The organism is Ohtaekwangia sp., from assembly GCF_036786105.1.
Lineage (GTDB): Bacteria > Bacteroidota > Bacteroidia > Cytophagales > Cyclobacteriaceae > Ohtaekwangia.
Window position 1 is genome coordinate 105,155 of sequence record NZ_DAIQRQ010000007.1, and the last position, 25,373, is coordinate 130,527.

The 25,373-nt window shown below is 45.4% G+C and carries 13 protein-coding genes; 10 read left to right on the top strand and 3 right to left on the bottom strand.

All coding sequences use genetic code 11. The features are described 5' to 3' along the window. Positions 1-105: 105 nt before the first annotated feature. Positions 106-2,484, bottom strand: coding sequence for a TonB-dependent receptor (locus V7Q33_RS05690; protein ID WP_331980671.1), 2,379 nt, complete (start codon positions 2,482-2,484; stop codon positions 106-108). Positions 2,485-2,598: 114 nt separating this feature from the next. Next, entirely contained in the window at positions 2,599-4,248 is a 1,650-nt protein-coding gene (locus V7Q33_RS05695) for a UxaA family hydrolase (RefSeq protein WP_333819178.1), read from the bottom strand. Between the two features lie 89 nt (positions 4,249-4,337). On the opposite strand from V7Q33_RS05695, the gene V7Q33_RS05700 reads away from it, so the two are divergent. From V7Q33_RS05700 to V7Q33_RS05740, 9 genes are all read left to right on the top strand, one after another. Then, on the top strand, positions 4,338-5,039 hold the full coding sequence (locus V7Q33_RS05700; RefSeq protein ID WP_333819179.1) for a hypothetical protein: 702 nt from the start codon (positions 4,338-4,340) through the stop codon (positions 5,037-5,039). 1 nt (position 5,040) lies between these two features. Continuing rightward, positions 5,041-6,090 carry a Gfo/Idh/MocA family oxidoreductase gene (locus V7Q33_RS05705; protein ID WP_333819180.1) on the top strand — a complete coding sequence of 350 codons (1,050 nt, stop codon included), beginning with the start codon at positions 5,041-5,043 and terminating at the stop codon, positions 6,088-6,090. 12 nt (positions 6,091-6,102) lie between these two features. Then, positions 6,103-6,924, top strand: coding sequence for an SDR family oxidoreductase (locus V7Q33_RS05710; protein WP_331980679.1), 822 nt, complete (start codon positions 6,103-6,105; stop codon positions 6,922-6,924). A gap of 192 nt (positions 6,925-7,116) precedes the next feature. Further along, positions 7,117-8,115, top strand: a complete 999-nt coding sequence (locus tag V7Q33_RS05715) for a sugar kinase (RefSeq protein WP_331980681.1) — start codon at positions 7,117-7,119, stop codon at positions 8,113-8,115. Positions 8,116-8,184: 69 nt separating this feature from the next. Continuing rightward, positions 8,185-8,856, top strand: a complete 672-nt coding sequence (locus V7Q33_RS05720) for a bifunctional 4-hydroxy-2-oxoglutarate aldolase/2-dehydro-3-deoxy-phosphogluconate aldolase (RefSeq protein ID WP_331980683.1) — start codon at positions 8,185-8,187, stop codon at positions 8,854-8,856. A 20-nt stretch (positions 8,857-8,876) separates the two neighbouring features. After that, positions 8,877-10,274, top strand: coding sequence for an MFS transporter (locus V7Q33_RS05725; protein WP_331980685.1), 1,398 nt, complete (start codon positions 8,877-8,879; stop codon positions 10,272-10,274). A gap of 93 nt (positions 10,275-10,367) precedes the next feature. Then, entirely contained in the window at positions 10,368-14,483 is a 4,116-nt protein-coding gene (locus V7Q33_RS05730; protein WP_331980687.1) for a hybrid sensor histidine kinase/response regulator transcription factor, read from the top strand. A gap of 288 nt (positions 14,484-14,771) precedes the next feature. After that, positions 14,772-19,481, top strand: coding sequence for an acyltransferase domain-containing protein (locus V7Q33_RS05735; protein ID WP_333819181.1), 4,710 nt, complete (start codon positions 14,772-14,774; stop codon positions 19,479-19,481). A gap of 137 nt (positions 19,482-19,618) precedes the next feature. Further along, the gene (locus V7Q33_RS05740) at positions 19,619-20,029 is read left to right on the top strand and encodes a lipocalin-like domain-containing protein (RefSeq protein ID WP_331980691.1); all 411 of its coding nucleotides are present in this window, start codon (positions 19,619-19,621) and stop codon (positions 20,027-20,029) included. Positions 20,030-20,100: 71 nt separating this feature from the next. On the opposite strand, the gene V7Q33_RS05745 is transcribed toward V7Q33_RS05740, so the two are convergent. Then, a complete protein-coding gene (locus tag V7Q33_RS05745) occupies positions 20,101-20,523 on the bottom strand; it encodes a hypothetical protein (protein ID WP_331980693.1) in 423 nt (140 codons plus the stop codon). A 1,001-nt stretch (positions 20,524-21,524) separates the two neighbouring features. On the opposite strand from V7Q33_RS05745, the gene V7Q33_RS05750 reads away from it, so the two are divergent. Continuing rightward, a complete protein-coding gene (locus tag V7Q33_RS05750) occupies positions 21,525-24,815 on the top strand; it encodes a VCBS repeat-containing protein (protein WP_333819182.1) in 3,291 nt (1,096 codons plus the stop codon). Positions 24,816-25,373 lie beyond the last annotated feature (558 nt).

The window sequence follows — 25,373 nt, forward strand, 5'->3', positions numbered from 1 at the left end:
AATATAGCTTGCGATAATACAGGTGTGTAGTGATGCATTCTCTTAAAGCACAGAAGCCACCGGTGCGTCCGGTGGCTTTATTCAGTGCAATATGGAAAGAATCAATTACCATTTATACGAGAGTGTTGCAGTAAACATGCGCGGTGCAATCGGGTTCACACTGTTATCATCGTGTACGTTATAGCTCAACTGGTTGAACAGGTTTGAAACTTTGGCGCGCAATGAAAGGCTGTTCCAGGTATACCCTGCAGAAAGGTCGAACAGGAAATAGTCTGGCAGTGTCATCAGTTTGTACGTGTCGTTTGCTACCGTGGTGCGTGTTGACCTTCCGGCTACGCGATTGCCTACGTAGAAGCTGGTAAAACCAACGCTGAAATTTTTCAACAGCGGATTGGAGAAAGTATAGTATACACTGGCATTTGCTGTATGCTGCGGATTGTAACGCAGGCGACTGTTGTCTATATATTGTGAGCTTTTGGTATAGCGCGTATCATTATAGCTATAACCGGCAATAAATGATATACCATTGACAGGTTTGCTCATAACGTCCAGTTCAATACCCTTGCTGGTTACTTCTCCTGCCAGTTCCTGTGGATTGCTTTTGTTGATAGCATCTGCCGGTATATCTTGCACCAATACAGATTGCGCCAGGTTGCTGTTCACAATCTTATAGGCTGTTACGTTCGCAGAAAGAAGACCTTTGAATAAATCGTTTTTAACACCTACTTCATATTGATCAATGAATGACGGTGCCAGTCGGTTGTTGTTTATATCAAGACCCGTGTTCAGGGTAAACGAGTTTGCATAGCTCGCGAATACCGACATGTCTTTCATTGGCTGATACACTACTCCAAGCCGCGGACTGAAAGCATCATCGTAGCTTTTAACATTAGCCGTTTCAGATTCCATATAGCTATAGCGCACACCTGCCAGAAACTTCAGATTATCCAGAATGCTTACCAGGTCCTGAACATATACACCGGTGCGGTTCAACGGGTTTTTAGTAGTGCTGGTCAGCGTCATCGTGGGAATATCGGTACGCTGCCTATACTTCGAGAGATCATATATATTGATTGTATCGTATACATTTTTGTTTGATGCCAGCGGATTAGTGTATGCGTAGGCCAACGCTTTGTTATCATATTTATCCTGATCAGCGCCAATCAATACCTGGTGCTTTATTGATCCTGTAGTAAGTTTACCGGTAAGGTTTATCTGGCCGATGTAGTAATCCTGATCAGTGCCGCTGCGTTGCAAACCTCTTACCCAGGTTCCATCGGTGGCCACCATGTTACCAGATGCATTCGGGCGTGTGGTTCCAAACAGATCGTTGTTATAGCCTTGGTACGATACGATGCCGTTCAATGCCCAGTTGTCGTTCAAAGTGTGGCTCACCGTAATGGTAGCGCTTTTCTGTACGGTGTTATAGTACGACCAGTTCGCGCCAAGAAAACGGCTGCGTGGTATATCGGCTACTACATAGTTTACAGAACCCGTACCGTAATCAAGTGTGCGCTTGTCGTTCAGGTAATCACCTTCTACCAGTATTTCTGTTTTTTTACCGGCCTTGATCAGGAATGAGGGGTTGAAGTAAATGCGCTCAGCCTTTACGTTATCGCGGAAACTTCTTGAATTTTCATAGCTGCTGTTCAGGCGATACGCTACTTTGTTGCTGTTGTTCAGCGCACCGTATACATCGAACGATGGCTTGTAAAAATCGTAGCTGCCGGTACGAAACGACAGTTCTCCGCCATTCTGAAATTTTGGTTTCTTGGTCACAAGATTCAATACACCACCGGCCGTTACGTTACCATAAAGAATGGCTGCACTTCCTTTGAGTATTTCTACGCGCTCCAGCCCTGTTACTTCTGGCATCACTGCGTTGTTATAGCGAACACCATTCTTGAAGGTGTTGCTGCTGCCATAAGCAAAGCCACGTCCTGCAATCTCCTCTTGCACACCACCGGTTGTTCCCATCAGGTATATACCGCTGGTGTTGGCCAGTACGTCGCTCAGGCGACCCACCTGTTGATTCTCCAATACAGTTTTATCGATCACGATAATGCTCTGCGGAAGGTCCATCGGTTTGATGCCTGACTTTCCAATGTCTATCACTTTTTCATTCAGCGTACGTGAGTCGCTTATTACAATTTCTTCCAGTTGCTCAGAGTTTTCAGACAAGGTGAAATCGCTCAGCGTTATTCCGCCTGCTGTTACTTCAACTTGTTTCTCCTGTGGCTGAAAACCGACAAAGGTTGTAATGACGGTATAATTCCCTGCCTTTACATTTTTAATGGTAAAAGATCCATCTTCCGAAGTAGTAGTGCCTTTGTTAATTTCTTTAAGGGCCACGTTCACAAAAGGAGCGGGTTGCCCGTCACTGGTACGCACCACACCCTTTATAGTACCGGTTTGTGCAAAAGCTGCAAGGCTGAAAAGAACAAGAAAGCAAGTAAGGAGCTTTTTCTGTAAAGGAGCTGTCATGTTATTTAGACTTATTTTAAACAACTCAAAGGTAAAAGTCTATTTAGAATAAGTACAAATAAGAAGGGGATTAATTTTAATCCCCTTACCTAAAACGTTTGAAATGAACTTCGCTTACAAAGAAACTCCCCGTTTCCACGGTATAAAATCGTCTTGGTTCAGCTCTACAGCCTTGGCGGTTTTGCGGCCACTGGCTATTTCGATGATGAAATCAAGGATATCTTCACCTTCCTGCTCAATTGTCTTTTTGCCGGAGATAATGCCACCTGTGTCATAATCGATGATGTCGGGCATGCGTTCTGCGAGCTTGGAGTTAGTCGATATCTTCACCACCTGCGACACCGGGTTTCCGGTAGGTGTACCGAGGCCGGTTGTAAAGAGAATGATCTGTGCGCCGGATCCGGTAGTACCCGTGGTGCTTTCCACATCATTACCCGGTGTACACAACAAGTTAAGCCCCGGCTTCTTGATGTATTCGGCATATTGTAATACATCTGCCACCGGTGCCATGCCGCCTTTCTTGGCAGCACCCGCTGATTTGATAGCATCCGTAATCAAACCATCTTTAATATTCCCGGGCGAGGGGTTCATGTCGAAACCTGAGCCTACCGATTCAGCAGCATTGGAGTATGTGCGCATCAGTTTTATAAAGAGCTCGCCAGCCTGATCATCTTCGCAGCGGTTGATCAGTTCCTGCTCCACACCGCAGAGTTCAGGAAACTCTGAAAGTATAGTGCTTCCGCCCAGTGTAACCAGCAAATCGGATGTATGACCGATGGCCGGGTTGGCCGATATACCCGAGAAACCGTCTGAGCCACCACATTTCAATCCTACAACAAGTTTGCTGAGTGGAGCCGGCTTGCGTTCAATCTTGTCAGCCTCTATCAGGGCGAAGAAGGTCTTCTGTATCGCTTGCGTGAGTAGCTCCGTTTCTGTGCCCGATTGTTGTTGATCGAGGATGATCACCGGCTTGCTGCCTTTCGGATCAAGTGCCTGTAATTTTTCACGAAGTGTTTTTACTTCTGCATTCTGGCAACCCAGGCTTAGCACGGTTGCACCGGCCACGTTAGGATTGTGAATATAGCCTGCGAGCAACGCACACAGCGTCTGCGAGTCCTGGCGTGTGCCGCCACAACCGCCCTGGTGCGTCAGGAATTTTATTCCATCTATATTTTTGAAAACACGCGAGTGTCCATTGGTCGCTGCAGGTTGAAAGGTAACAGACGATATCTGCTCGGCTTTACCATTCTTATAGAGGTTCACCAGCTCATGCACATAATCTTTATAGGCATCGGGCTTGCTGAAGCCAAGCTCTTCGATAAAGGCTTTGCTGATCACTTCTACATTTCGGTTCTCGCAAAATACCAGCGGTATAACGAGCCAGTAGTTAGCCGTTCCTACTTGTCCGTCTGCACGATGATAGCCCATGAACGTCTTGTTTCTGAACTTCGAAACATCGGGAGGAGTCCATTGATAGCTTTTGGTGCGGCCTGAATATGGTGCAGCTTTGTGTTTGATATTGTGTGTGCCAATCACACCACCTTCTTTTATGGGAGAGAGCGCTTTGCCTACTACCGTTCCATACATGATCACTTCTTCTTCGGGTTGAAGTGCTTTTTCAAGGAACTTGTGTTTGGCCGGAACGTCATCTGCCAGGGTGAGCGATGTACCGCCATTCAAGGTGAGCTTTTCTCCAGCTTTGAGGTCTGTTAATGCTACATAAACATTATCAGACGGATGAATTTTCAGAAATCTGTTTGACATATGGATAAATCACGTATCTTGAGCAATCGATTGCGCAATGTATATACTTTTGATAATTATAAAATCCCGAGACGAAATTAATAATTAAGATGCACCAAACCCTGACAACATCAGATGAACTTCTCATGCTGTTGAAAGAAAATGGTGTCATTCCATTTTTTAATCATCAGGATGCAGATATACTGTTGCAGATTTTGAAAATTCTGGACCGTTGTGGTTGCCGTGTGTTTGAAATTGCTCATCCGCGTGATGCACGCGGATTGCGTTTGTTTGCGTGGCTGGCCGAACACGCACGCAACATGAACATGCTGCTTGGCGTAGGAACCGTGCCCGATGCTTCGCAGGCCAGTCGCTTTATTCAGGCAGGTGCTCAATTTATAGCATCACCCTTTTTACATAAAGACACCGCCAAGGTATGTCATGATCACCAGGTAGTGTGGATGCCCGGATGCACCTCGTGCGATGATGTAGCGCGTGCCCGCGAGCTGGGTGCTGTTGTGGTTTCGGTTGTACCTGGAAATATTCTTGGCCCCGATTTTCTCAGGGAAGTTACTATCGCGTATCCCGATCTTTTTTTCATTCCGTCAGGCGGGGTTACGCGCGCTGAAAATAATCTGAAGCGCTGGTTTGACGCGGGCGCATTATGTGTTAGGTTGGGAGAGTCTTTATTTGCAAAACAAGATGTTGCTGTAAAAGATTGGGTAAAATTAGAGCACAATATTACCAAAGCACTTCAGGGCATCAGGCACGTAAAGACGTCTATCCTAAAAAATAAAGCGATCACTCTATAGCATGACGGAACCCATTGCCACGGCGCTGCTTTCGTATGGAATGTCGGGAGAAGTATTTCACGCTCCGCTGATTGCCGCTGCTCATCCCGGATTTTTACTCCACACTATTGTACAGCGAAAAAGTAAACACGCATCCACGCGATATCCGCATGTGATTATTGCCGATGCTGTGGAGAAAGTTTTCGCTGATCCGGCCATCGAGCTGGTAGTAGTTAACACCCCCAACGATACACATGCCGATTTTGTAACGCGTGCCCTCGAAGCAGGCAAGCATGTTGTTGTTGAAAAACCTTTTACGGTAACAGCAGCAGAAGCCGATCAACTGATCGCGCTCGCCAAAAGCAAAAAGAAAGTACTCACTGTTTTTCAAAGCAGGCGTTGGGATGGCGACTTCATGACGGTAAAGAAAGTATGGGATGCAAAGCTCCTGGGTAAAGTCGTTGAACTGGAAGTACACTACGATCGCTTCCGCAATTATGTTGAAGCAAACACGTGGAAAGAAGAGCGTGGCAAAGGAACCGGTATACTCTACAACCTCGGTTCACACATGCTCGATCAGGTAGTGTGTATAGCGGGTATGCCCAGGCAGGCCGATGCACGCATCGGTGTGCAGCGACCGAACGGAAAGATAGATGACTATTATGATATACGCTTGCAGTACGAAGGCTTTCACGCGATTGTGAAATCAAGCTATCTCGTGCGTGAGCAAGGCCCGCGATATAGTATACATGGCACGGAAGGATCGTTCATGAAGTATGGCATCGATCCGCAGGAACAGGCATTGAAAGAAGGCAAAATACCCGGTGCTCCCGGTTGGGGTGCGGAAGATAAACTGCATTGGGGTAAGTTGAATACAACCTTGCAGGGTGTTCATATCGAGGGAGCGATCGAGACATTGCCGGGTAATTATCTGGCATTTTATCAGAATGTATTCGAAGCCATCCGCGAAAATAAACCGCTTGCCGTAAAGCCGGAAGAATCACGCGATGTTATTCGCCTGATAGAAGCCTGCTATGAGAGCAACGAGAAAAAGCAAGCCATTAACCTGTAACGATCACTATCCATGTATATAGAAGAACTTTTCAACTTGAATAATAAAGTAGCTATTGTAACCGGAGGCACGGGAATTTTAGGAAGCGCCATGAGTAAAGCACTGGCACGGGCGGGCGCAAAGGTAGCGATACTTGGACGCAGAAAAGATGCAGCCGATGCGTTGGCAACCGAAATAAAAAATGCCGGCGGTATAGCGCTAGGAGTAACCGCCGATGTATTGCAGGAACAAACCCTGAGAGGTGCACGAAAAATTATACTTGATCAGTTTGGTGGCATAGATATACTTATAAATGGTGCCGGGGGCAATATGCCGGGCGCAACCATTATGCCCGATAAAAGTTTTCTCGATCTTCGCATCGATGATTTTCAGAAGGTAGTAGACCTGAATCTTACCGGCACCATATTACCTTCGCAGATATTTGGCGAAGTAATGGTAGAGAAGAAACGAGGTGTAATTATAAATATATCTTCCATGACATCGTTCCGTCCGCTTACACGCGTGGTGGGTTACTCGGCAGCGAAAGCCGCGATCAGTAATTTTACCCAGTGGCTGGCAGTAGAAATGGCCCGGAAGTTTGGTGCAGAAATAAGAGTAAATGCTATCGCCCCGGGATTCTTCCTGACGGAACAAAACAGAACTTTACTCACCAACGCAGACGGAAGCCTCACAGCCCGTGGCGAGTCGATCATTCGCAACACACCGTTTGCACGCTTCGGAGAAGCCGATGAACTGAATGGAACATTATTGTGGCTATGCTCCAATGCTTCACGATTTGTGTCAGGTATAGTGGTACCGGTAGATGGTGGGTTTAGCGCGTTTGCCGGAGTGTAGAGTAAGTCCGGAAGTCGGAAAGACCGGAAGACCAAAAGTAGGAGAGCCAGAGCTGTAGTGGTGGTTATCGCAATAATTGACATTGATATATAGTATAGATTAATTGTAGAGTGCTTTGCTGTGAAGCAGCTATTACTTCCGGACTTCCTGAATTTTCGGACTTCCTGACTCTCTACTAAACGTAATAAAAGAATGAATAAAAAAGTAGTCACCTTCGGAGAGATTATGTTACGGCTGTCAACGCCTGGCTTTGCTCGCTTTACACAGGCTGAAAGTTTCAAGGCCCTTTACGCCGGCTCGGAAGCAAATGTAGCAGCGTCACTCAGTCATTTTGGTATACAGGCTGCACACGTAACGCGTTTCCCCGAGAATGATCTTGGCAAAACGGCTACGCAAACACTGCAGCGATATGGTGTGGATACACAATATATAGTTTATGGCCCGGAGCGCCTGGGTATATATTTCCTGGAGAATGGTTCCATGCAGCGTGCATCGCGCATTGTATACGATCGTTTTGATTCTGCCTTTGCACACATTCGTCCGGGCATGATCAATTGGGAAGAAGTACTGAAAGATGCTTCCTGGTTCCACTGGACGGGTATAACGCCCGCTATATCGCAAGGTGCAGCGGATGTTTGCCGGGAAGCAATACAGGTTGCGCGCAAATTGAACATTACCATCTCCGGAGATATAAATTACCGCCGCAATCTATGGCAATATGGAAAGACCGCGCGCGATGTTATGCCGGAGCTTATTGCCTCCACGCAGGTAATTATAGCCGGCATAACCGATATGGAAAACTGCGTAGGTATATCGGGCGATACATTTGAAGCAGCGTGTGCTTCATTCAAAAAAGACTATCCGGCAACAACTAAAATTTCTACCACGCTGCGCGATTCGGTAAGCTCATCGCACAACCGCCTTACAGGCTTATTGTGGAATGGCACAGAGCTGTTGCAATCACGCCCGTACGATCTTACACACATTGTAGACCGCGTAGGCGGTGGCGATGCCTATATGGCCGGACTCATCTATGGTATACTGGCCGGTATGACCGATGCTGAAGCCCTGGAGTTTGCTATCGCGGCAAGCGTATTGAAACATTCCATAGAAGGCGATGTAAACCTGGCAACAACGGAAGAGGTAGAGCAACTGGTGAAAGGAGAGAATGTTGGGAAGTTGTTGAGGTAGAGGGTAAAGGTTTAAAGTTCAACGTTCAACGTTCAACGTTTTAGGGTTTAAGGTTTAAAGACATTGTATATGAAATTCAGTAATGAGCAGATTGTAGATACCATGAAGCAGACGGGCGTTGTGCCGTTGTTTACGCACGATAATGCCGGGGAAGCGCAACTGGTAATTGAAGCCGCCTATCGCGGCGGCGTTCGTGTATTTGAATTTACCAATCGCAAGAAAAATTCATTTGACGTATTTACACACCTGATAAAGAACCGTGCACAGTACCCGGAGCTGATGATTGGTATAGGAACCGTAATGGATGGTGCTACTACTAAGAAATTTATAGAGGCAGGTGCCGACTTTATTATATCTCCTATACTTAAACCAGAGATGGCCGAGGTATGCAAAGCGCATAATAAACTTTGGATGCCGGGCTGTGCAACACTTACGGAAATCGTTACCGCGAAAGAGCATGGTGCGCAGGTTATTAAAGTATTTCCGGGGTCGGTGCTCGGGCCTGGCTTTGTATCGGCTATTATGCCGGTGGTGCCTGATCTTCAATTGATGATCACCGGCGGCGTTGAGCCTAACGAGAAAAATCTGTCGGCATGGTTTAATGCAGGCTCCATGTGTGTGGGTATGGGCTCACAGTTGTTCACGAAAGATATACTCGCTGCAAAAGATTGGCTACTACTCGAAAACAATATACGTGAGGTGCTGGCCCTTGTGCAAAGGTTGCGAACCGTTAAAGTATAATTTTTCTAACCGCAACCAGCATGACAACCCAACCTAAAGAGACTGTGGAAAAATTTCAGAACGTAAATCGGGCCGTGGGTAAATACCGGTGGACGATCTGTGCACTGGTATTCTTTGCAACTACCATCAACTACCTCGACCGGCAGGTGCTGAGTTTACTGCAGCCGCGACTGGAAGAGCTCTTCGGGTGGACCAACAGTGACTATGCAAACATTACGGCTGTGTTTCAGTTTACGTATGCTATATCCATGCTGTTGGCCGGCCGCATCATCGACAAGCTGGATACGCGTTGGGGATATGGATGGGCTATCATCATCTGGTCGGTAGGTGCTATTGTACACGCACTGGCGCTTCCTGTGGGAGAGGGTATTGCATCGGTATTCGCATTGGTGGGTATAGGAGCTGTTTCGGTTTCAGTGGCCGGATTTATGTTCTCGCGTGCTGTGCTGGCATTTGGCGAAGCCGGTAATTTTCCCGCTGCCATCAAAGCTATTGCGGAGTATTTTCCGAAGCGCGAACGCTCACTGGCTACCGGTATATTTAACTCGGGCGCAAATATAGGAGCTATACTCGCGCCCATCACAGTGCCCTGGATATACCTTCACTGGGGATGGGAAGCTGCTTTCATCATTATCGGTTGCATAGGATTTCTGTGGATGTTCTTCTGGCTGGTGTTTTATGAGAAACCCGAAAAGCAGAAACGTCTTTCAGCACAAGAGTTGTCCTACATCCACAGCGATGAAGAGCGCCACACCCAACCGGAGGCAACAGAAAAAGTATCGTGGGTTCGTTTGCTTGGGTATAAACAGACCTGGGCTTTTGCTTTCGGTAAATTTATGACAGACGGTGTATGGTGGTTTTTTCTCTTCTGGCTGCCGGCCTATCTCAAAGCACAATATGGTATTATTGATAAAGCTGTAACGCTGCCGCTGGCACTGCTATATACGCTCGCCATGGTGGGTAGTGTAGGTGGAGGATGGTTCCCCATGCACTTTATTAAAAAAGGATATACAGTATACGATGGGCGTATGCGCGCCATGCTGGTAATCGCGTTGTTCCCATTGTTCATTCTGGCAGCGCAGCCGCTGGGTTCGATAAGCTATTGGCTGCCGGTATTGTTTATTGGTATAGGTGCATCAGCGCACCAGGCGTGGAGCGCAAATATATTCACTACGGTGTCTGATATGTTTCCGAAGAAAGCCGTGGGCTCAGTTGTTGGTATCGGCGGTATGGCTGGTGGACTTGGTGCTGTGCTCCTCACGAAACTCGGAGGCGCTTTGTTTGATCACTATAAAGCTTTAGGACATATTGAAACAGGATACACCATCATGTTTACCATCTGCTCGGCAGCATACCTCGTGGCGTGGCGTGTGATGAAAACGCTCGTGCCAAAATATAGCCCCATCACCGATCTGTAGAAACTGATATTTTGCAAGCCTCTTTAACATCTTTCGCAAGATGTGATCGTGCGATTTAATTATTTATATTTCACAAGCATCTGCGAAGCACGTATGTTGAAAAGGTTTTTTATTTTTTGTCTTTTAATAGTAGTTGCACAGGCACAAGGCTTGTTTGCGCAAACAGGGCAATACCGTTTTTCACATCTCGATATCAGCCAGGGATTGTCCAACAGCCAGGTGAAATGTTTCCTCAAAGATTCGCAGGGCTTTGTGTGGATCGGCAGTATCTCCGGACTCAACCGCTATGATGGCAGCGTTGTAAAAGTGTTCCGCAACAATCCGGCAGATACCACCACGCTTGCCGACAACGATATGTTCAAACTTTTTGAAGATCCTGATGGAAATATATGGGTAACAACCTATGTAGGGATAGATATATACAATCCTGCCACCGAGAGCTTCATTAGCAGTCGTGATGCCATGCTGCGTAAGTATGGCATCAAGGAAGGTATCATTACCGATATCGTAAAAGATAATAAGCAGAACTACTGGTTCATTCATGCATCGGAAGGATTATACAAATATACCCGTGCCGCAGGCAAAGCTGTGCATATACCACAAAGTGAAACCGATACTACCCGCATCAGTGCTTCGCCTGTATCTTCTGTAGCCGATGATCATGCCGGCAACCTGTGGGTAATGCATCGCGATGGTGTGCTGGAGAAGCTGGATATAAAAACCAACCAGGTAATTTACCGCAACCATAGTTTGAAAAATCGTCTTCCGGGCGAGTTGTTCAGTTATTATCTCATGGTAGATTCCGCCAATGATGTATGGATATACCTTACCGATAACAATACCAGGGGCGTATTTCTGTTCAATGCCAGGACAAAAACGATCACCAGCTTCCGGAAAAACAGTGGCGATGTAAAGCTCAACACGGATATAGTGCGGGGGGTAGTGGAAGATAACAAAGGCCTCATCTGGGTAGCGACCGATCACGGTGGTGTAAACCTGATCGACAAAAAGGATTTTTCAGTACGCTATATATTGCACAACCAGGAAGATGAGAAGAGTCTTAGCCAGAACAGTATACAAACCATCTATAAAGATCGCGATGGCTTTATCTGGATCGGAACCTATAAGCGTGGTGCAAACTACTATCACGATGATGTAATCCGCTTTGAATTATACCGCCACGAGAATGGTAATGACGCCAGCCTTCCATTCAACGACATCAACAGTTTTGCTGAAGACAATCACGGTAATTTATGGATTGGCACCAACGGTGGAGGGTTAATCTGCTACGACCGCAGGAACGATCGCTTTATACGCTACCTGCACAACCCGAACGATCCTTCCAGTTTAAGCACCAATGTTATTGTGAGCTTGTGCTTTGACAGCTACGGTAAATTATGGATCGGCACCTACTATGGTGGCCTGAATTGTTTTGATGGTCATAAATTTATCCGCTATAAACATTCTGATAACCCCGGGAGCTTAAGCGATGACAGTATATGGGAGATAATGGAAGACTCACAGCACCAGTTATGGATAGGCACCCTTACAAAAGGTGTTGATATCTTTGACCGCGATACAGAAACGTTTCGGCATTTTCCTCCCGGAGGTGTGCACTCGGTGCATTCTACTTATATACCATCCATTATAGAAGACACCGAACATAATGTATGGATCGGTACCGGGTATGGAATGGATTTCTATGATCGTAACACGGGCGGGTTCACACACTTTCTCAATGATGTCAATAATAAAAACAGCCTCAGCCACAACAGTGTAATGTCGTTGCTGGATGATGGAAAAGGAACGATCTGGATCGGCACCAAGGAGGGACTCAATCTTTTTAATAAAAAGAGTAAATCCTTTCGCGTGCTGCGCGAGGAAGATGGCATGGCGCACAACACTGTAACTACCATACTGAAAGACAATGCTGACAACCTGTGGCTCGGCACTCCCAATGGATTATCTTATTTGCAGATTATTCGTGATGATGCAGGCAATATAGCTTCGCTGAAATTTAAAAATTATGATGAAGCCGATGGTTTGCAAGGCATGCAGTTTAACGATGGTGCAGCTTTCAAAACAAAAAAAGGTGAGCTTGTATTTGGTGGCGCGAATGGCTTCAACCTGTTCAGACCGGAAGATATACACATAAATGAAGCGAAACCTGAAGTGAAGTTTACCGGCTTGCAGGTGTTTAATCGCGAAGTAAAGATTGGTGAAGAGATTAACGGTAACCAGATTTTGTACACGTCCATTACACAGATAAAAGAAATTACTCTAAAGCACAGCGACAATGTATTTTCCATTGAGTTTAGCGCTGTAGGTTTTTACCTGCCGGCCAAGTGCCGCTATAAATATATACTGGAAGGATTCAACAAAGACTGGCTCTTTACAGATGGCCGTTCAAGACGCCTCACCTTTACCAACCTCGATCCGGGGGAATATACCTTGCGGGTAAAAGCTTCCAACAACGATGGCGTCTGGAATGATGAAGCTGCTGCGTTGAAGATTGTGGTGCTACCTCCGTTCTGGAAGACAAGGACGGCTTTTCTCTTATATATACTTATTGTCATGGCGGCTTTACTGCTTACGCGCAGGCTTATTCAGCAACGTGAGCGTCTCAAATATGCTATAGAGCAGGAACGGCAGGAATCGCTGCGCATGCACGAGCTGGACATGATGAAGCTCAAGTTCTTCACCAATGTAAGCCATGAATTCCGCACACCGCTTACATTGATTTTAACACCCGTCGAAAAATTGATGAAGGCCGCCCGCGAAGATGAGCGCACGCAATTTCAACTGATACATCGCAATGCAAAGCGATTGCTGAATCTGGTAAACCAGTTGCTCGATTTCAGAAAGCTCGAAGTGCAGGAAATAAAATTTATACCTTTCGAGGGAGATATTATCCGTTTCATAAGGGAGACAACTTTTTCATTCTCTGATCTTTCCGAGAAGAAAGATATACGCCTCGATTTCAAAACATCGGTGGAATCGCTCGAAACTATCTTCGATCAGGATAAACTTGAAAAAATACTACTCAACCTGCTGTCCAACGCATTCAAATTTACACCCGAGCATGGCAGTGTGGAGGTAGTACTACGGGAGCTTTACCACGAGCATAGTAAATGGCTGGAGATAAAAGTAAAGGACACCGGTATAGGCATACCAGCGGATAAGCAGGAAAAAATATTCGAACGTTTCTTCCAGAACGATTTGCCGCGAAGCATGGTGAACCAGGGGAGTGGTATAGGACTTTCTATTACGAAGGAATTTGTACGTGTACACGGAGGATCGCTGATGGTGCAAAGTGAGGAGGGGAAAGGAAGTTGCTTTAGCATACAAATACCACTTAGAGAGGTACTACATGAAGGTAATACCATACCTGACATAGAAGCAGTTATGCTAATACCGGATGATAACAATCAAATAAATGTTCCAACGCTTTTATTAGTAGAAGATAATGAAGACTTCCGCTTCTATTTAAAAGACAACTTGCGATTGGGTTATCGCATTGCCGAGGCGCGTAACGGCAAAGAAGCATGGACACAAGCATTGGCAACATTACCCGACCTGATTGTAAGCGATATTATGATGCCGGAGATGAATGGCATTGAATTTTGCCGCAAAGTAAAACAAGACACACGCACATCGCATATACCGGTAATACTGCTCACTGCCCGCACTGCCGAAGAACAAAAGATGGAAGGCTTCGAGACGGGCGCAGACGACTATATTACCAAGCCATTCAATTTTGAGATACTGCAATCGCGCATTCGCAACCTGATACACCAGCGCGAGCTTTTCCAGAAGGATTTTCACAAACAGATTGAGGTAAAAGCCAGTTCGGTAAATATTGTTTCACTCGATGAAAAACTGATTCAGCGTGCCATTAAATGTGTGGAGCAGAATATATCCGATACCGGTTTTTCGGTGGAAGGATTGAGCCACGAGCTCGGCATGAGTCGCGTTCACCTCTATAAAAAGCTGTTGGCCCTCACAGGTAAATCACCCATCGAATTTATTCGCGTCATTCGACTGCAACAGGCTGCACAATTACTCGAAAAGAGTCAACTTACCGTTTCGGAGGTAGCTTATCGCGTAGGATTTAACAATCCAAAATACTTCACCAAATACTTTAAGGAAGAGTATAAAGTACTTCCATCCGCCTATGCATCTGGCAAGAGAACGTCTGCACCGTTGTAAATAGTATATCGGTAAGTAACCAGGTGTTTTTTTTTCTGAATGTAAGATTGTACTTGAAAACAAAATTTACTCTCCCGTCTGTTGGTATTTTTACTTTTCTTACAAGGCATGTCAAAACATATAAATGTTTAATCATCATTGATATTACTGCGAAAATTTTTCGGATTCGTTCACTTTGAAAACGATTTCCCGTAAAATATTACACAAAGTAAGCTTTGCGGGTTTATTGAACAGTCTTTCATCGTAGAGGTAAGTAGTTTTGTCTAAACACCCACTAAAACTGTTTGTATGAAATCGTTAAACACATTTCTTGGCAAAGAAGCTATTGCTATTGTTGGAATGTCATGCCGGTTCCCGAATGCAAATTCACTTGATGAATTCTGGGATATACTGAAAAACGGAAAGGATACTATTGCAGAAATCTCAAAAGAACGTTGGGATGCTGCTAAATATTATGATCCGGATCCACAGGCCGATCGAAAAGTACAGCAACGTCATGCTTCACTGTTATCAGACATTCATGATTTCGATCCACTCTTCTTTAATATATCACCCGCGGAAGCGAGTGAGATGAGTCCTTCCCAAAAATTAATGTTGGAGCTCGCTTGGGAAGCTATCGAAAATTCTACTATTCCTTTCCGCGATGTAAAAGGTAAAAATATAGGAGTATATGTCGGCAATATCTGGACCGACTTCGAACATTACCGTAAGGCCAAGAATGCCAGGCCAACACTACACTCTGCAGTGGGCATGTCGTCTAACGTGGTAGCCAACCGTGTTTCTTTCGCCCTCGGATTTACCGGCCCAAGCCTGGTGATCGATACCGGATGCTCTGCTTCGCTGGTAGCATTGCACCTTGCTTGCCAGAGTGTATTGAGCAATGAATCAGAAATGGCCGTTGTAGGTGGTATTAACCACATTCTCGATCCGGATAAATATATAGAGTTAACACAGTTCGGTGGTCTTTCGGTAAAGGGAAGATGCAGCACGTTCGATAATGATGCCGATGGATTTGTGCGCGGCGAAGGTGGTGGCGTATTGCTGCTGAAAAGACTTTCGGATGCTGAACGTGATGGCAACAATATACTTGCAGTAATTCGCGGAACAGCCGTGAACAACAACGGCTTTAACGATACACTTCCTGCCACCAGCACGGAAGGCCAGATATCGCTGCTTGATAAAGTTTATACGGAAGCCGGTATACAGCCGCAGGATGTGCACTATATTGAGGCACACGGCACCGGCACAAAACTTGGTGACCCGAATGAGGCGCGTGCTATCGGAGAGTACTTTGGACGAAACAGAACCGGAAACAAACTCCGCATCGGTTCAGTAAAGACCAACATCGGTCACACTGAAGCAACCGCCGGTATAGCCGGTCTTATTAAAGTAGTGCTGGCCATGCAGCATAAAACATTGCCGGGCAACCTCAACTTCAATACTCCGAATCCCAATATACCATTCGAATCTTTAAAGCTTGAAGTACAGAAAGAGCTTACAGCCTGGCCGGTAAACGGTAATGAAACTTTCAAGGCAGGTGTTAATTCTTTTGGTTGGGGGGGTACGAATGCCCACGCTGCGTTGGAAGAATACCGTGCTGAAAAACAGGAAACTATAGCAACGAACCGTTCTACAGATATATATACGTTGGCTATATCGGCCAAATCATCGCAGGCGGTTAAAGATTATGCCCGTGCCTATGTTGCCCTGCTCGAAAAGAGCGATGAAGTAACGTTCCGGTCAATTTGTATATCGGCTGCATTGAGACGAGAGACGTTCGATCACCGCCATTTGTTCTCCGGAACTTCGCGTGAAGAAGTACTGGAAGCATTGAAGCGTTTTATAGAAGATGATCAGGAAGTAACACCCTGCAAGCCGGTTGCCAATGCAAAAATCGTATTTGTATTTCCGGGCCAGGGCGCACAATGGCTGGGGATGGGCCGCGAGCTGCTCGTAAAAGAGAAAGTATTTCGCGATGCCATCGAAGCCTGCGATGCAGCCTTCCGTCCGTTTACCGATTGGTCGCTCATCGATCAGATCAACGCTACACCGGAGAACAGCCGTCTCAACGAGATTAACGTTATACAGCCTGCCATTTGCGCCATGCAGATTGCGCTGGCAAAACTATGGATGTCGTGGGGTATAGAACCACAGGCGGTAGTAGGACACAGCATGGGCGAAGTTGCAGCTGCCTATATTTCAGGTGCTTTAAAGCTGGAAGATGCCGCACGCATCATCTGCGAGCGTAGCCGGCTGATGAAGACAGTAGCCGGTAAAGGTGGGGCTATGGCTGTAACCGAACTGAGTCGTGAAGACGCCGAGAAAGTAGCCGCCAATTATAGTGGTAAACTTTCTGTAGCAGTAAACAATAGTCATAAATCCACTGTACTTGCCGGCGATAAGGCTTCTATTGATGAAGTACTTGCGCAACTGGAAAGTAAAGGATTGTTCTGCCGCCTGGTAAAAGTAGACGTAGCGTCTCATAGTCCGCAGATGGACCCGCTGAAAGAGCCGTTGCGTGCAGAACTGAAAATAGTAGCACCCAGACCTACCGTAATTCCATTTGTATCATCGGTATACAACCGCGTAATGAGCGGCACTGATATGGGCGCCGATTATTGGGTGGATAATCTCCGCGGCTGTGTGCAGTTCGCATCGGTAATGGAAACATTACTGCAGAATGATCATACTATATTTATTGAAGCCAATCCACATCCTGTGCTGGTAAATGCAGTAACAGAGTGTGCTGAGCATAACAAGAAGAAAATTATTACAGCCGCTTCCCTGCAACGCGATAATCCGGAACAGGAGGCTATGTTAAAGAATCTGAATGATCTCTATAGCAAAGGCTATTCAATCGACTGGGTAAAATTCTATAACACTACTGCTGTACCATCGGTAAATCTTCCGGGCTATCCATTCCAGCGCGAGCGCTACGAGCTCGAAGACCTGTCGAAGGAACTGGAGACCGGTAAAGATATAGCAGCACAATATCCGTTGCTGGGAAGCAAGATCAGCCTGGCCAACATGAACAATACATATTTCTGGGAGTCGTCTGTCAGCCTGGGTAAATTTCCGTACCTCCGGGAGCACCTTATTCAGGATCAGGTAAAACTTCCGGTGTCGTGCTATATTGAAATTGTATTGGAGGCGGTTAGCCAGGTATTCAACGATATACCGGTACAGATTGAAGACCTGCATTTTTCAAAGTATGTAACACTATCGGAGAACGACCGCGTTGCGATGCAAGTGAAGCTGGTACTGGAAAACGAGCAGAAAGGCAAAGTATATATCTTTAAGAAAGAAGATCAGGAGTCGGGCTGGGTACAACTGGCAACTGGCGGAATTCATGTGGTGAAAGAACATGCGCCTGCACCGGAGATATTCAGCCAGATGGAGTATCATGCACCAGCTTATACCGATGGTATAAATTACTATACCTTGCTGCGCTCCATCGGTTTCAACTACGGTAAACATTTTCAGCAGATCACCGGTCTGGATAAAGTGGGTAATCGCCCTTTCCCGAATGTATTGTTCTCGATTAAGGCCGATCAAAATGTAGCACTTACATCGGGTAAATATAAAATTCATCCGGCCATGATAAGCGCATTCCTGCAGCCGATATACGGGCAGCTCACCAGCATACTGGAAGAAGGAAGTTTCCTGGATGTAAAATTTCTGAAGATAGACCAGGTGGAATTGCAGCAAGCGATTAACTATAGCCGTGAGTTGCGCGGATTCCTGGTGTTCCATCCGCTGGCAAAATATGGCGATGATCAGAATGCCTGGAGCTTTAGCGCCGATATAACCGTTGCCAACTACGATAATACGCCGGTAATGCGCATCACGGGCTTGCAAGGTGTGGCCATGCGCAAAGCTGCAAAAACCGGTACACAGGGTGCTAAGTCAGGTTTCGACTTCATGGAGAATTATGCTACCCTGAGCCTGGAAGCTGACAAGCAGAATGCGCTTGAGCAAATGCTTACGCAGCATGTATCCAAGATCATCAAGATATCGTCAACGCGCATCAAGAATACCATGACTTTCAAAGGTATGGGGGTAGATTCGCTGATGGCAGTGCAATTGCGCAATCTGTTGGAGAAAGACCTGTCGGTAAAGTTACCGGTAGGTATGTTCTGGTCGCATCCAAGTATTCATGAGTATGCTATATATCTGCGCGAAGTATTGGCGGCTCAGGACCACGGCTTATCCGAGGCCGGAGTGCGCACGCAGGCAAAAGAGCATACCAGCTGGTATACTATTCCGAAGCCTAATCCGAATGCAGCGTTCCGCGTATTCTGTTTTCATGATGCTGGTGGAAGTGCTGCGTTGTTCAACGGCTGGGAAAATATGCTGGATGAATCCGTTGAAGTTGTATTGATAGAAATGCCCGGACGCGGAAGAAGAATGGAAGAGATTCCATACGTTGACTTCAACACTTTCATGCGCGACATTATGCCTTCTATTACTGTGCTGCTCGACAAGCCCTATATATTCCTGGGGCATAGCATGGGGGGTATGCTGGCCTTTGAGATTACACGCGACCTTCGCAGAAATAACCTCGCGCTTCCGAAGACATTGTTTATATCGTCTACCTCAGGGCTTGATGCTTACGACAAGAAGCAGGTAGACTATACGCTTTCGGATGAAGAGCTGGTGCAAATGTATCCACACCTGGACATCACCAACATTGGTGATGTAGAAATTCAAAAGTTGTTGATCAACATTTTGCGTGCGGATCTTCAGTTCCTGTATCACTATACGTTTACACAGGAAGCTCCGCTGGATATACCGATTATTGCTATCCACGGTTCGGAAGACGAACGCGTAAAGAGAAGCCAGATCGAACAATGGTCACGCGAAACATCTGCATCGTTCAAGCTTATTCCACGTTCGGGGGGCCACCGTTACATTGAGCATGACGCTGCTTTTGTAACGCAGCTCGTTCAGGATGTGATCTACAGCTTTGCAGCACAGCCTGCGAAAACATTACTGTAAAATATCATGAACAATATCGTCATACCTGTGCGGCATTTTGCTACACCGGTGTGACGATTGCTTTTTGTTATGACAGAAACAAAGTATATTCTGTCTGTTGTAAAAATCTTCAAACACCCTGTCATCATTTATATACCATGAAAGAATCCGTCAAAGATAAAATTGTAGGCACCTGGAAACTGCTTTCCTGGAAGTATGTGCCCGGCGATAGCGAACCCGTAGAGTTCTTCGGCAAAAATCCATTGGGCATTTTAATGTACGATACCCATGGCTATATGAATGCCCAGCTTATGAAAAGCGGCCGTTCCAATTTTACTTCAGCTTCGATGGCAGAAGGAACTCCTGAAGAATTTACCGAAGCGTATCTCAGTTATGCTGCGTATTGGGGAAAGTATTATGAAAAGAGCCCAGGTGAACTTATTCATGAAGTAGAAGGAAGCCTCTTTCCGAATTGGGTAGGGCATGACGAAATTCGTTATGCTAAAATTGAAGGCGACTATCTTATCTTAAGTACGCCCATGTTTCAGGTTACCTGGAAACGCGCATAACCGTACCGAAAAAAAAGCATCCCGTAGGTTACTATACGGGATGCTTCATAATAATGGGGTGACTAATATTTTTATTTCGCAACCGTGGCCTGTTCTTTCAGCCACTTGCGTGCGTCTGGATCTGAGTTGAAAATAGCCACCGTATATACCCCCTTTGTTGCTTTGGTAAAACCTTGCAGCGAGAGTTGTGTAAAGATGTTGTCGGACATAATTACAGCCATATCGGTCAATCCTTCTTTGGCAGCGCGTGGATTCCAATCGGTTTGATACCACTCGTTGGCCGCCTGCCAGGGGCCTGATACTTTGCGATTATCAACAAGAACTTTTGAGCAGTGTATCTCTTTAATCATTTTTAATAATTCTTCCGATCCGACTTTTACCTGCTCAACAGTGAGAAATCCGTTCCAGTCAACGTAAATGAGATCGTTCTCTTTTTCGTAAGTAATTGTAACGAAGACTTCTTTGCCATTGGGCCTTTTTAGTTCTCTTTTCATAAGCGTTTAAGATTAAGTGGACGATGATGTCTTATGTCTTACTAAGGTGAAGTATTCCTGGGAATTATATCGCGTTTAAATTCATTAAAAATTACAATGCAGCAAATAAAAGTATATGCAGCGATTATTTGTACATTTTGCGCAATCTTTTTTCATTCTCAATTATTGCAGCAATACTATACTATTTTAAAAACAAAACTTTATCACTGCGTGTAGCCGTACCGTTTGTTCAGGTAGTTTTTTATTGATGATTAATTAATTTTATTACATAAAGCCAATATTGCATGGTAAAGATTTGATTTCAACAGTATCGGAGATTGCAAAAACAACAGCGTTCAGATCGGCCTGCAACAAACTAAAGATACCTTTTTTGGGGGAGGATAACTATGAGTTCGCGGAGAAAAAGTTCGGCAGTCCCATTGAATTTGATGTTGCAACGCTTGTTGTTAGGTTTACTATTACTCAACAGGCATTACAAACACTCTATATAACCCTTTGGAAAATGGAAAATTACACGCTAGCGATAAAGTGGTAGCGGCGCTAACCGACAATGGATTTATAGTATAGATATTGAAGAAATAAAGTCAATTGAATGGCAGTCGCTCCGGGATTTCTTTTACGGTTACCGATTGGAAGTTGATCTGGCACGCACCATCTGTTTTTTTTTCACCTCCGGACAAAAAAGTAAAGTCTGTTAAAAGCGCATGGCTTCGGGTTTACAAATTCCACTGCATAAGGCAAGCATCGATCATCATACCGGGTACATCGTCAACACAAATTTGAAAGGATATTGTACGAACTGAAAATTCCCCGGTATATATGGGCTATATCTGCACCGGCAGCAACCAGTGTAGATACAGGTAGAAGAAGTAAGCGATCCGAATTTTTGTAACGCTCTACGAAAGTATACTTTTTAAGCATCCTTGCGCGCTATAGTAAAGTGATTCGTTCCTCTTTTTTGCAAACATAGCTTTTGCTTTCTTTACTAAAAGAAGTTCCTCATGCAAAAAACTGCCGACCTGCTTGCCTATGGAATAGTGCTGTTCCTGGTGGTATTTCAGTGCACAGCGCCTGAAAAGACCGATAAACAACCGCTCTTTACAAAACTGACAGCCGAAGAAACCGGCATATCTTTCAGCAATGTCAATACAGAGACACCTGCCAGAAATATTTTTACATACGAGTATTTTTACAATGGTGGTGGAGTGGCGCTGGGTGATATTAACAACGACAGCCTGGTAGATATATATTTCAGTGCCAACCAGGGGCCGGGCAAACTATATTTGAACAAAGGAAATTTTCAGTTCGAAGATATTACCAGCAAAGCAGGCGTTGCTGCCGCCAGTGGCTGGAAAACCGGTGTATCGATGGTTGATTTTAATGCCGATGGTCTATTGGATATTTATGTATGTAAATCGGCAGAAGACCATCCCTTGTTCAGGGTAAATTTGCTGTTCATCAATAATGGCGATCTCACATTTACCGATAAAGCCGCAGCCTATGGATTAAATGACGATTCATACACTACGCAAGCTTCTTTTTTCGATTATGATAAAGATGGCGACCTGGATGCGCTGCTGCTGAACCATTCCCGGCTGGTTATCTCCAATTCTTACGATATATCTACGCGTTACAAAGACCGGGTGCGGTATGTAGGCAACCGCTTTTTTCGAAATGATGGCGGTAAAATGACAGACATAAGCGATTCAGCAGGTATACATGGACCTGCCTCCAACTATGGGCTGGGTGTTGCCGGAGGTGATCTGAACAATGATGACTGGATAGATCTGTATACTACCAACGACTATACTGAGAAAGACAAACTGCTGCTAAACCAGCACGGCCTTTTTTTTAAAGATGCTGGCGACAGTCTGTTAACGCATATATCGCAGTTTAGCATGGGCGTGGATATAGCGGATTTTGACAATGATGGCTGGCTTGATATTGTTACGCTGGATATGTTGCCCGAAAGCAATGCACGGCAAAAGGAATTTTACTGGCCCGATCGCTACGATGTGTATGCTACCATGGTGAAGAACGGCCTTCACCACCAGTATATGCGTAACATGCTACAGCACAACAATGGCAACGGCACATTTACAGAGATGGGACAACTGGCCGGTATATCCAACACGGACTGGAGTTGGGCGGTGCTCGCAGCAGATTTTGACAATGATGGCCTGCAGGATCTTTTCGTTTCGAACGGCTTTAAACGAAATTTTACCAGCAACGATTTTCTTCGATATGAGGCCGACAAAACCTTGAAAGCAAAACGTGGCTTTAGCACGAATGAATTAGCCGAAGCATTGAACAAAGTGCCATCTACCAAAAGCCATAATTACCTTTTCAGAAATACGGGAAATAATCTGTTTCAGGATGTTTCGTTCGACTGGGGCTTCAATCGTGAAGCACTAACGAATGGTGCTGCGTATGCCGATCTTGACAATGATGGCGATCTCGATCTGGTTACGAATCAATTGGACGAACCTGCAGGAATCTATCGCAATAACCAGGAAAAGTTGATGCACAATCATTTTCTCCGGGTAAAGCTGATGGGCAACGATAAGAACACAGCAGGTATAGGAGCTCAGGTAACTATATTTCAACAGGGAGCGATTCAAAAGAAATATGTATGGCCTACGCGAGGGTTTCAATCATCTGTAGAACCTATGCTATTGTTTGGCCTCGGAAAGAATGAGACTATTGACTCACTATATGTAGAGTGGCCTCGCGGTGAGGTGCAGCATATCAAACATTTAAAAGCTGACCAGACGATTATGCTTTGGCAAAAGAATGCAACCGCGAAGAATGCCATTCACGTCAATAAGCCTGTGCTCTTCTCGCGTGCAGAAGAGGTAATAAAATTCAAGCATACTGAAAATGACTTTATCGATTTTAAAATGCAAAGCCTTTTGCCACGCATGTACTCCACCGCCGGCCCGGCACTGGCGGCAGGCGATGTGAATAAAGACAGGTTGCCAGATCTATATATAGGAGGTGCGAAGAACCAGGCAGGTGTTTTATTTCTCCAGGATAAAAATAACGGTTATTTACAACACAAGGTGTTTACGGAAGATGCTGCCTCTGAAGATGTGGACGCAGTTTTCTTTGATATGGATAATGATGGTGATCAGGATCTGTATGTTGTTACGGGCGGCTATGAGTTTGCATTGAACGACAAGGCCATGCTCGATAAACTGTACAGAAATGACGGAAAAGGAAATTTTAATCGCGTAACGCTGCCGGAATTTTATGGAAGCGGATCATGCGTTCGCCCTGCCGATATAGATAGCGATGGCGATCTGGATCTCTTTGTGGGAGGAAGAATTACCCCCGGTAAATATCCGCAGGCACCAGAAAGCTATATTTTAGTGAACGATGGTCATGGCAAATTCAGCATGGCTACCCAGGATATAGCACCTGCCTTGCAATCATCAGGTATGATTACCGATGCCTGCTGGAGCGATCTTAATAAAGACAACCGGCCTGACCTGATTGTAGTGGGCGAGTGGATGCCGATAACAATATATATAAATGAACAGGGAAAGCTTGCTGATAAATCACACGATTATATAAAAGGAGAAACAGCCGGTTGGTGGAATTGTATACAAGCCGGTGATTTTGATAATGATGGCGATCCTGATTTTGCTGTGGGAAATTTTGGTATGAATAATCAATTCAAGCCTTCACTTTCCCGTCCTATGTCGCTCTACTATGCCGATTTTGATAGTAATGGTTCGATTGATCCTTTGATGAACTATTTTATTGGCGATCATAGCTATCCGATGCCCACACGCGATGAACTAACGGATCAATTGCCTTCTTTCAAAAAGAGATTTCCCGATTATAAATCATATACAACAGCAACAATCGAGACTATATTAAAACCGGAAGAACTCGCAAAGTCTGGTAAACTCACGGCCTATACTTTGGCGACATGCTATCTTCAAAACACCGGAAATGAATTGAAATTGACTCCCTTACCAATCGAGACACAGGTTGCCCCGGTTTTTTCATTCACCGTACTGGATGCTAACGAAGATGGCAAGCCGGATCTGCTGGCGTTAGGCAATCTTTCGGCCACACGATCGCGCTTCGGAAAAGCCGTTGGTAATTTTGGCGTGCTGCTGTTCGGTGATGGTAAGGGAGGTTTTGTGAAAGTGCCTCCGTCATCGTCTGGCCTATGTGTTCGGGGTGATGCAAGGCATGCCATTTGGGACGGAAGGCGTATCGTGATTGGTATAAACAATCAACGGCCGGAGGTATATGCGCTGCGGGCAATGGCGAAATAAATTCTCCCTTTGTTTCAATCCCTTTTAAATGATGACAACCGAAAGGCACAACGCCTCATGAGGCTTTGAAGTGGTTAATCTGTTACCGATAACGATCGGGATTATTAGCATCGTTACAAATGCCACCTGAATCGTGAAGATTTGATGCCTGTGTTCCGGGGTGCCCGTCCGTACATTTCCGGAATCAAAACCTCTCCCTGTTATGGGTAACATGCGAAGTAAATCAAAGTGGATTTTGACACTGGAATTATTGATTTATCTAGCCATCGCTATTTCCGCGTCGCTGGCCATCATTTTATAGCCATCTGTTTCCTATTTCGAAGAACCGGTTCTCACGCCGAATGGAGGAGGCATGCCTTGCCAAAAGGCACGCAAACGATGTAAAAATCCATGCACACGTTTGATCAGTTAACAAAAAAGGATGTTCTCTGAAACATTTGCCTCCCTCTGTTAACACTTAACCCCTTAGTTTGGAACATTTTCATACCTATTCAAAGGGCGTTACGACCTAATTTTATTGCAATCGTTTACGGAAATTTTTGTCCGCTATTCGATTGT

Bases quoted from the DNA above. Each gene is read 5' to 3' on its own strand.
- V7Q33_RS05690 (WP_331980671.1), bottom strand. From the start codon at position 2,484: ATGACAGCTCCTTTACAGAAAAAGCTCCTTACTTGCTTTCTTGTTCTT.
- V7Q33_RS05695 (WP_333819178.1), bottom strand. From the start codon at position 4,248: ATGTCAAACAGATTTCTGAAAATTCATCCGTCTGATAATGTTTATGTA.
- V7Q33_RS05700 (WP_333819179.1), top strand. From the start codon at position 4,338: ATGCACCAAACCCTGACAACATCAGATGAACTTCTCATGCTGTTGAAA.
- V7Q33_RS05705 (WP_333819180.1), top strand. From the start codon at position 5,041: ATGACGGAACCCATTGCCACGGCGCTGCTTTCGTATGGAATGTCGGGA.
- V7Q33_RS05710 (WP_331980679.1), top strand. From the start codon at position 6,103: ATGTATATAGAAGAACTTTTCAACTTGAATAATAAAGTAGCTATTGTA.
- V7Q33_RS05715 (WP_331980681.1), top strand. From the start codon at position 7,117: ATGAATAAAAAAGTAGTCACCTTCGGAGAGATTATGTTACGGCTGTCA.
- V7Q33_RS05720 (WP_331980683.1), top strand. From the start codon at position 8,185: ATGAAATTCAGTAATGAGCAGATTGTAGATACCATGAAGCAGACGGGC.
- V7Q33_RS05725 (WP_331980685.1), top strand. From the start codon at position 8,877: ATGACAACCCAACCTAAAGAGACTGTGGAAAAATTTCAGAACGTAAAT.
- V7Q33_RS05730 (WP_331980687.1), top strand. From the start codon at position 10,368: ATGTTGAAAAGGTTTTTTATTTTTTGTCTTTTAATAGTAGTTGCACAG.
- V7Q33_RS05735 (WP_333819181.1), top strand. From the start codon at position 14,772: ATGAAATCGTTAAACACATTTCTTGGCAAAGAAGCTATTGCTATTGTT.
- V7Q33_RS05740 (WP_331980691.1), top strand. From the start codon at position 19,619: ATGAAAGAATCCGTCAAAGATAAAATTGTAGGCACCTGGAAACTGCTT.
- V7Q33_RS05745 (WP_331980693.1), bottom strand. From the start codon at position 20,523: ATGAAAAGAGAACTAAAAAGGCCCAATGGCAAAGAAGTCTTCGTTACA.
- V7Q33_RS05750 (WP_333819182.1), top strand. From the start codon at position 21,525: ATGCAAAAAACTGCCGACCTGCTTGCCTATGGAATAGTGCTGTTCCTG.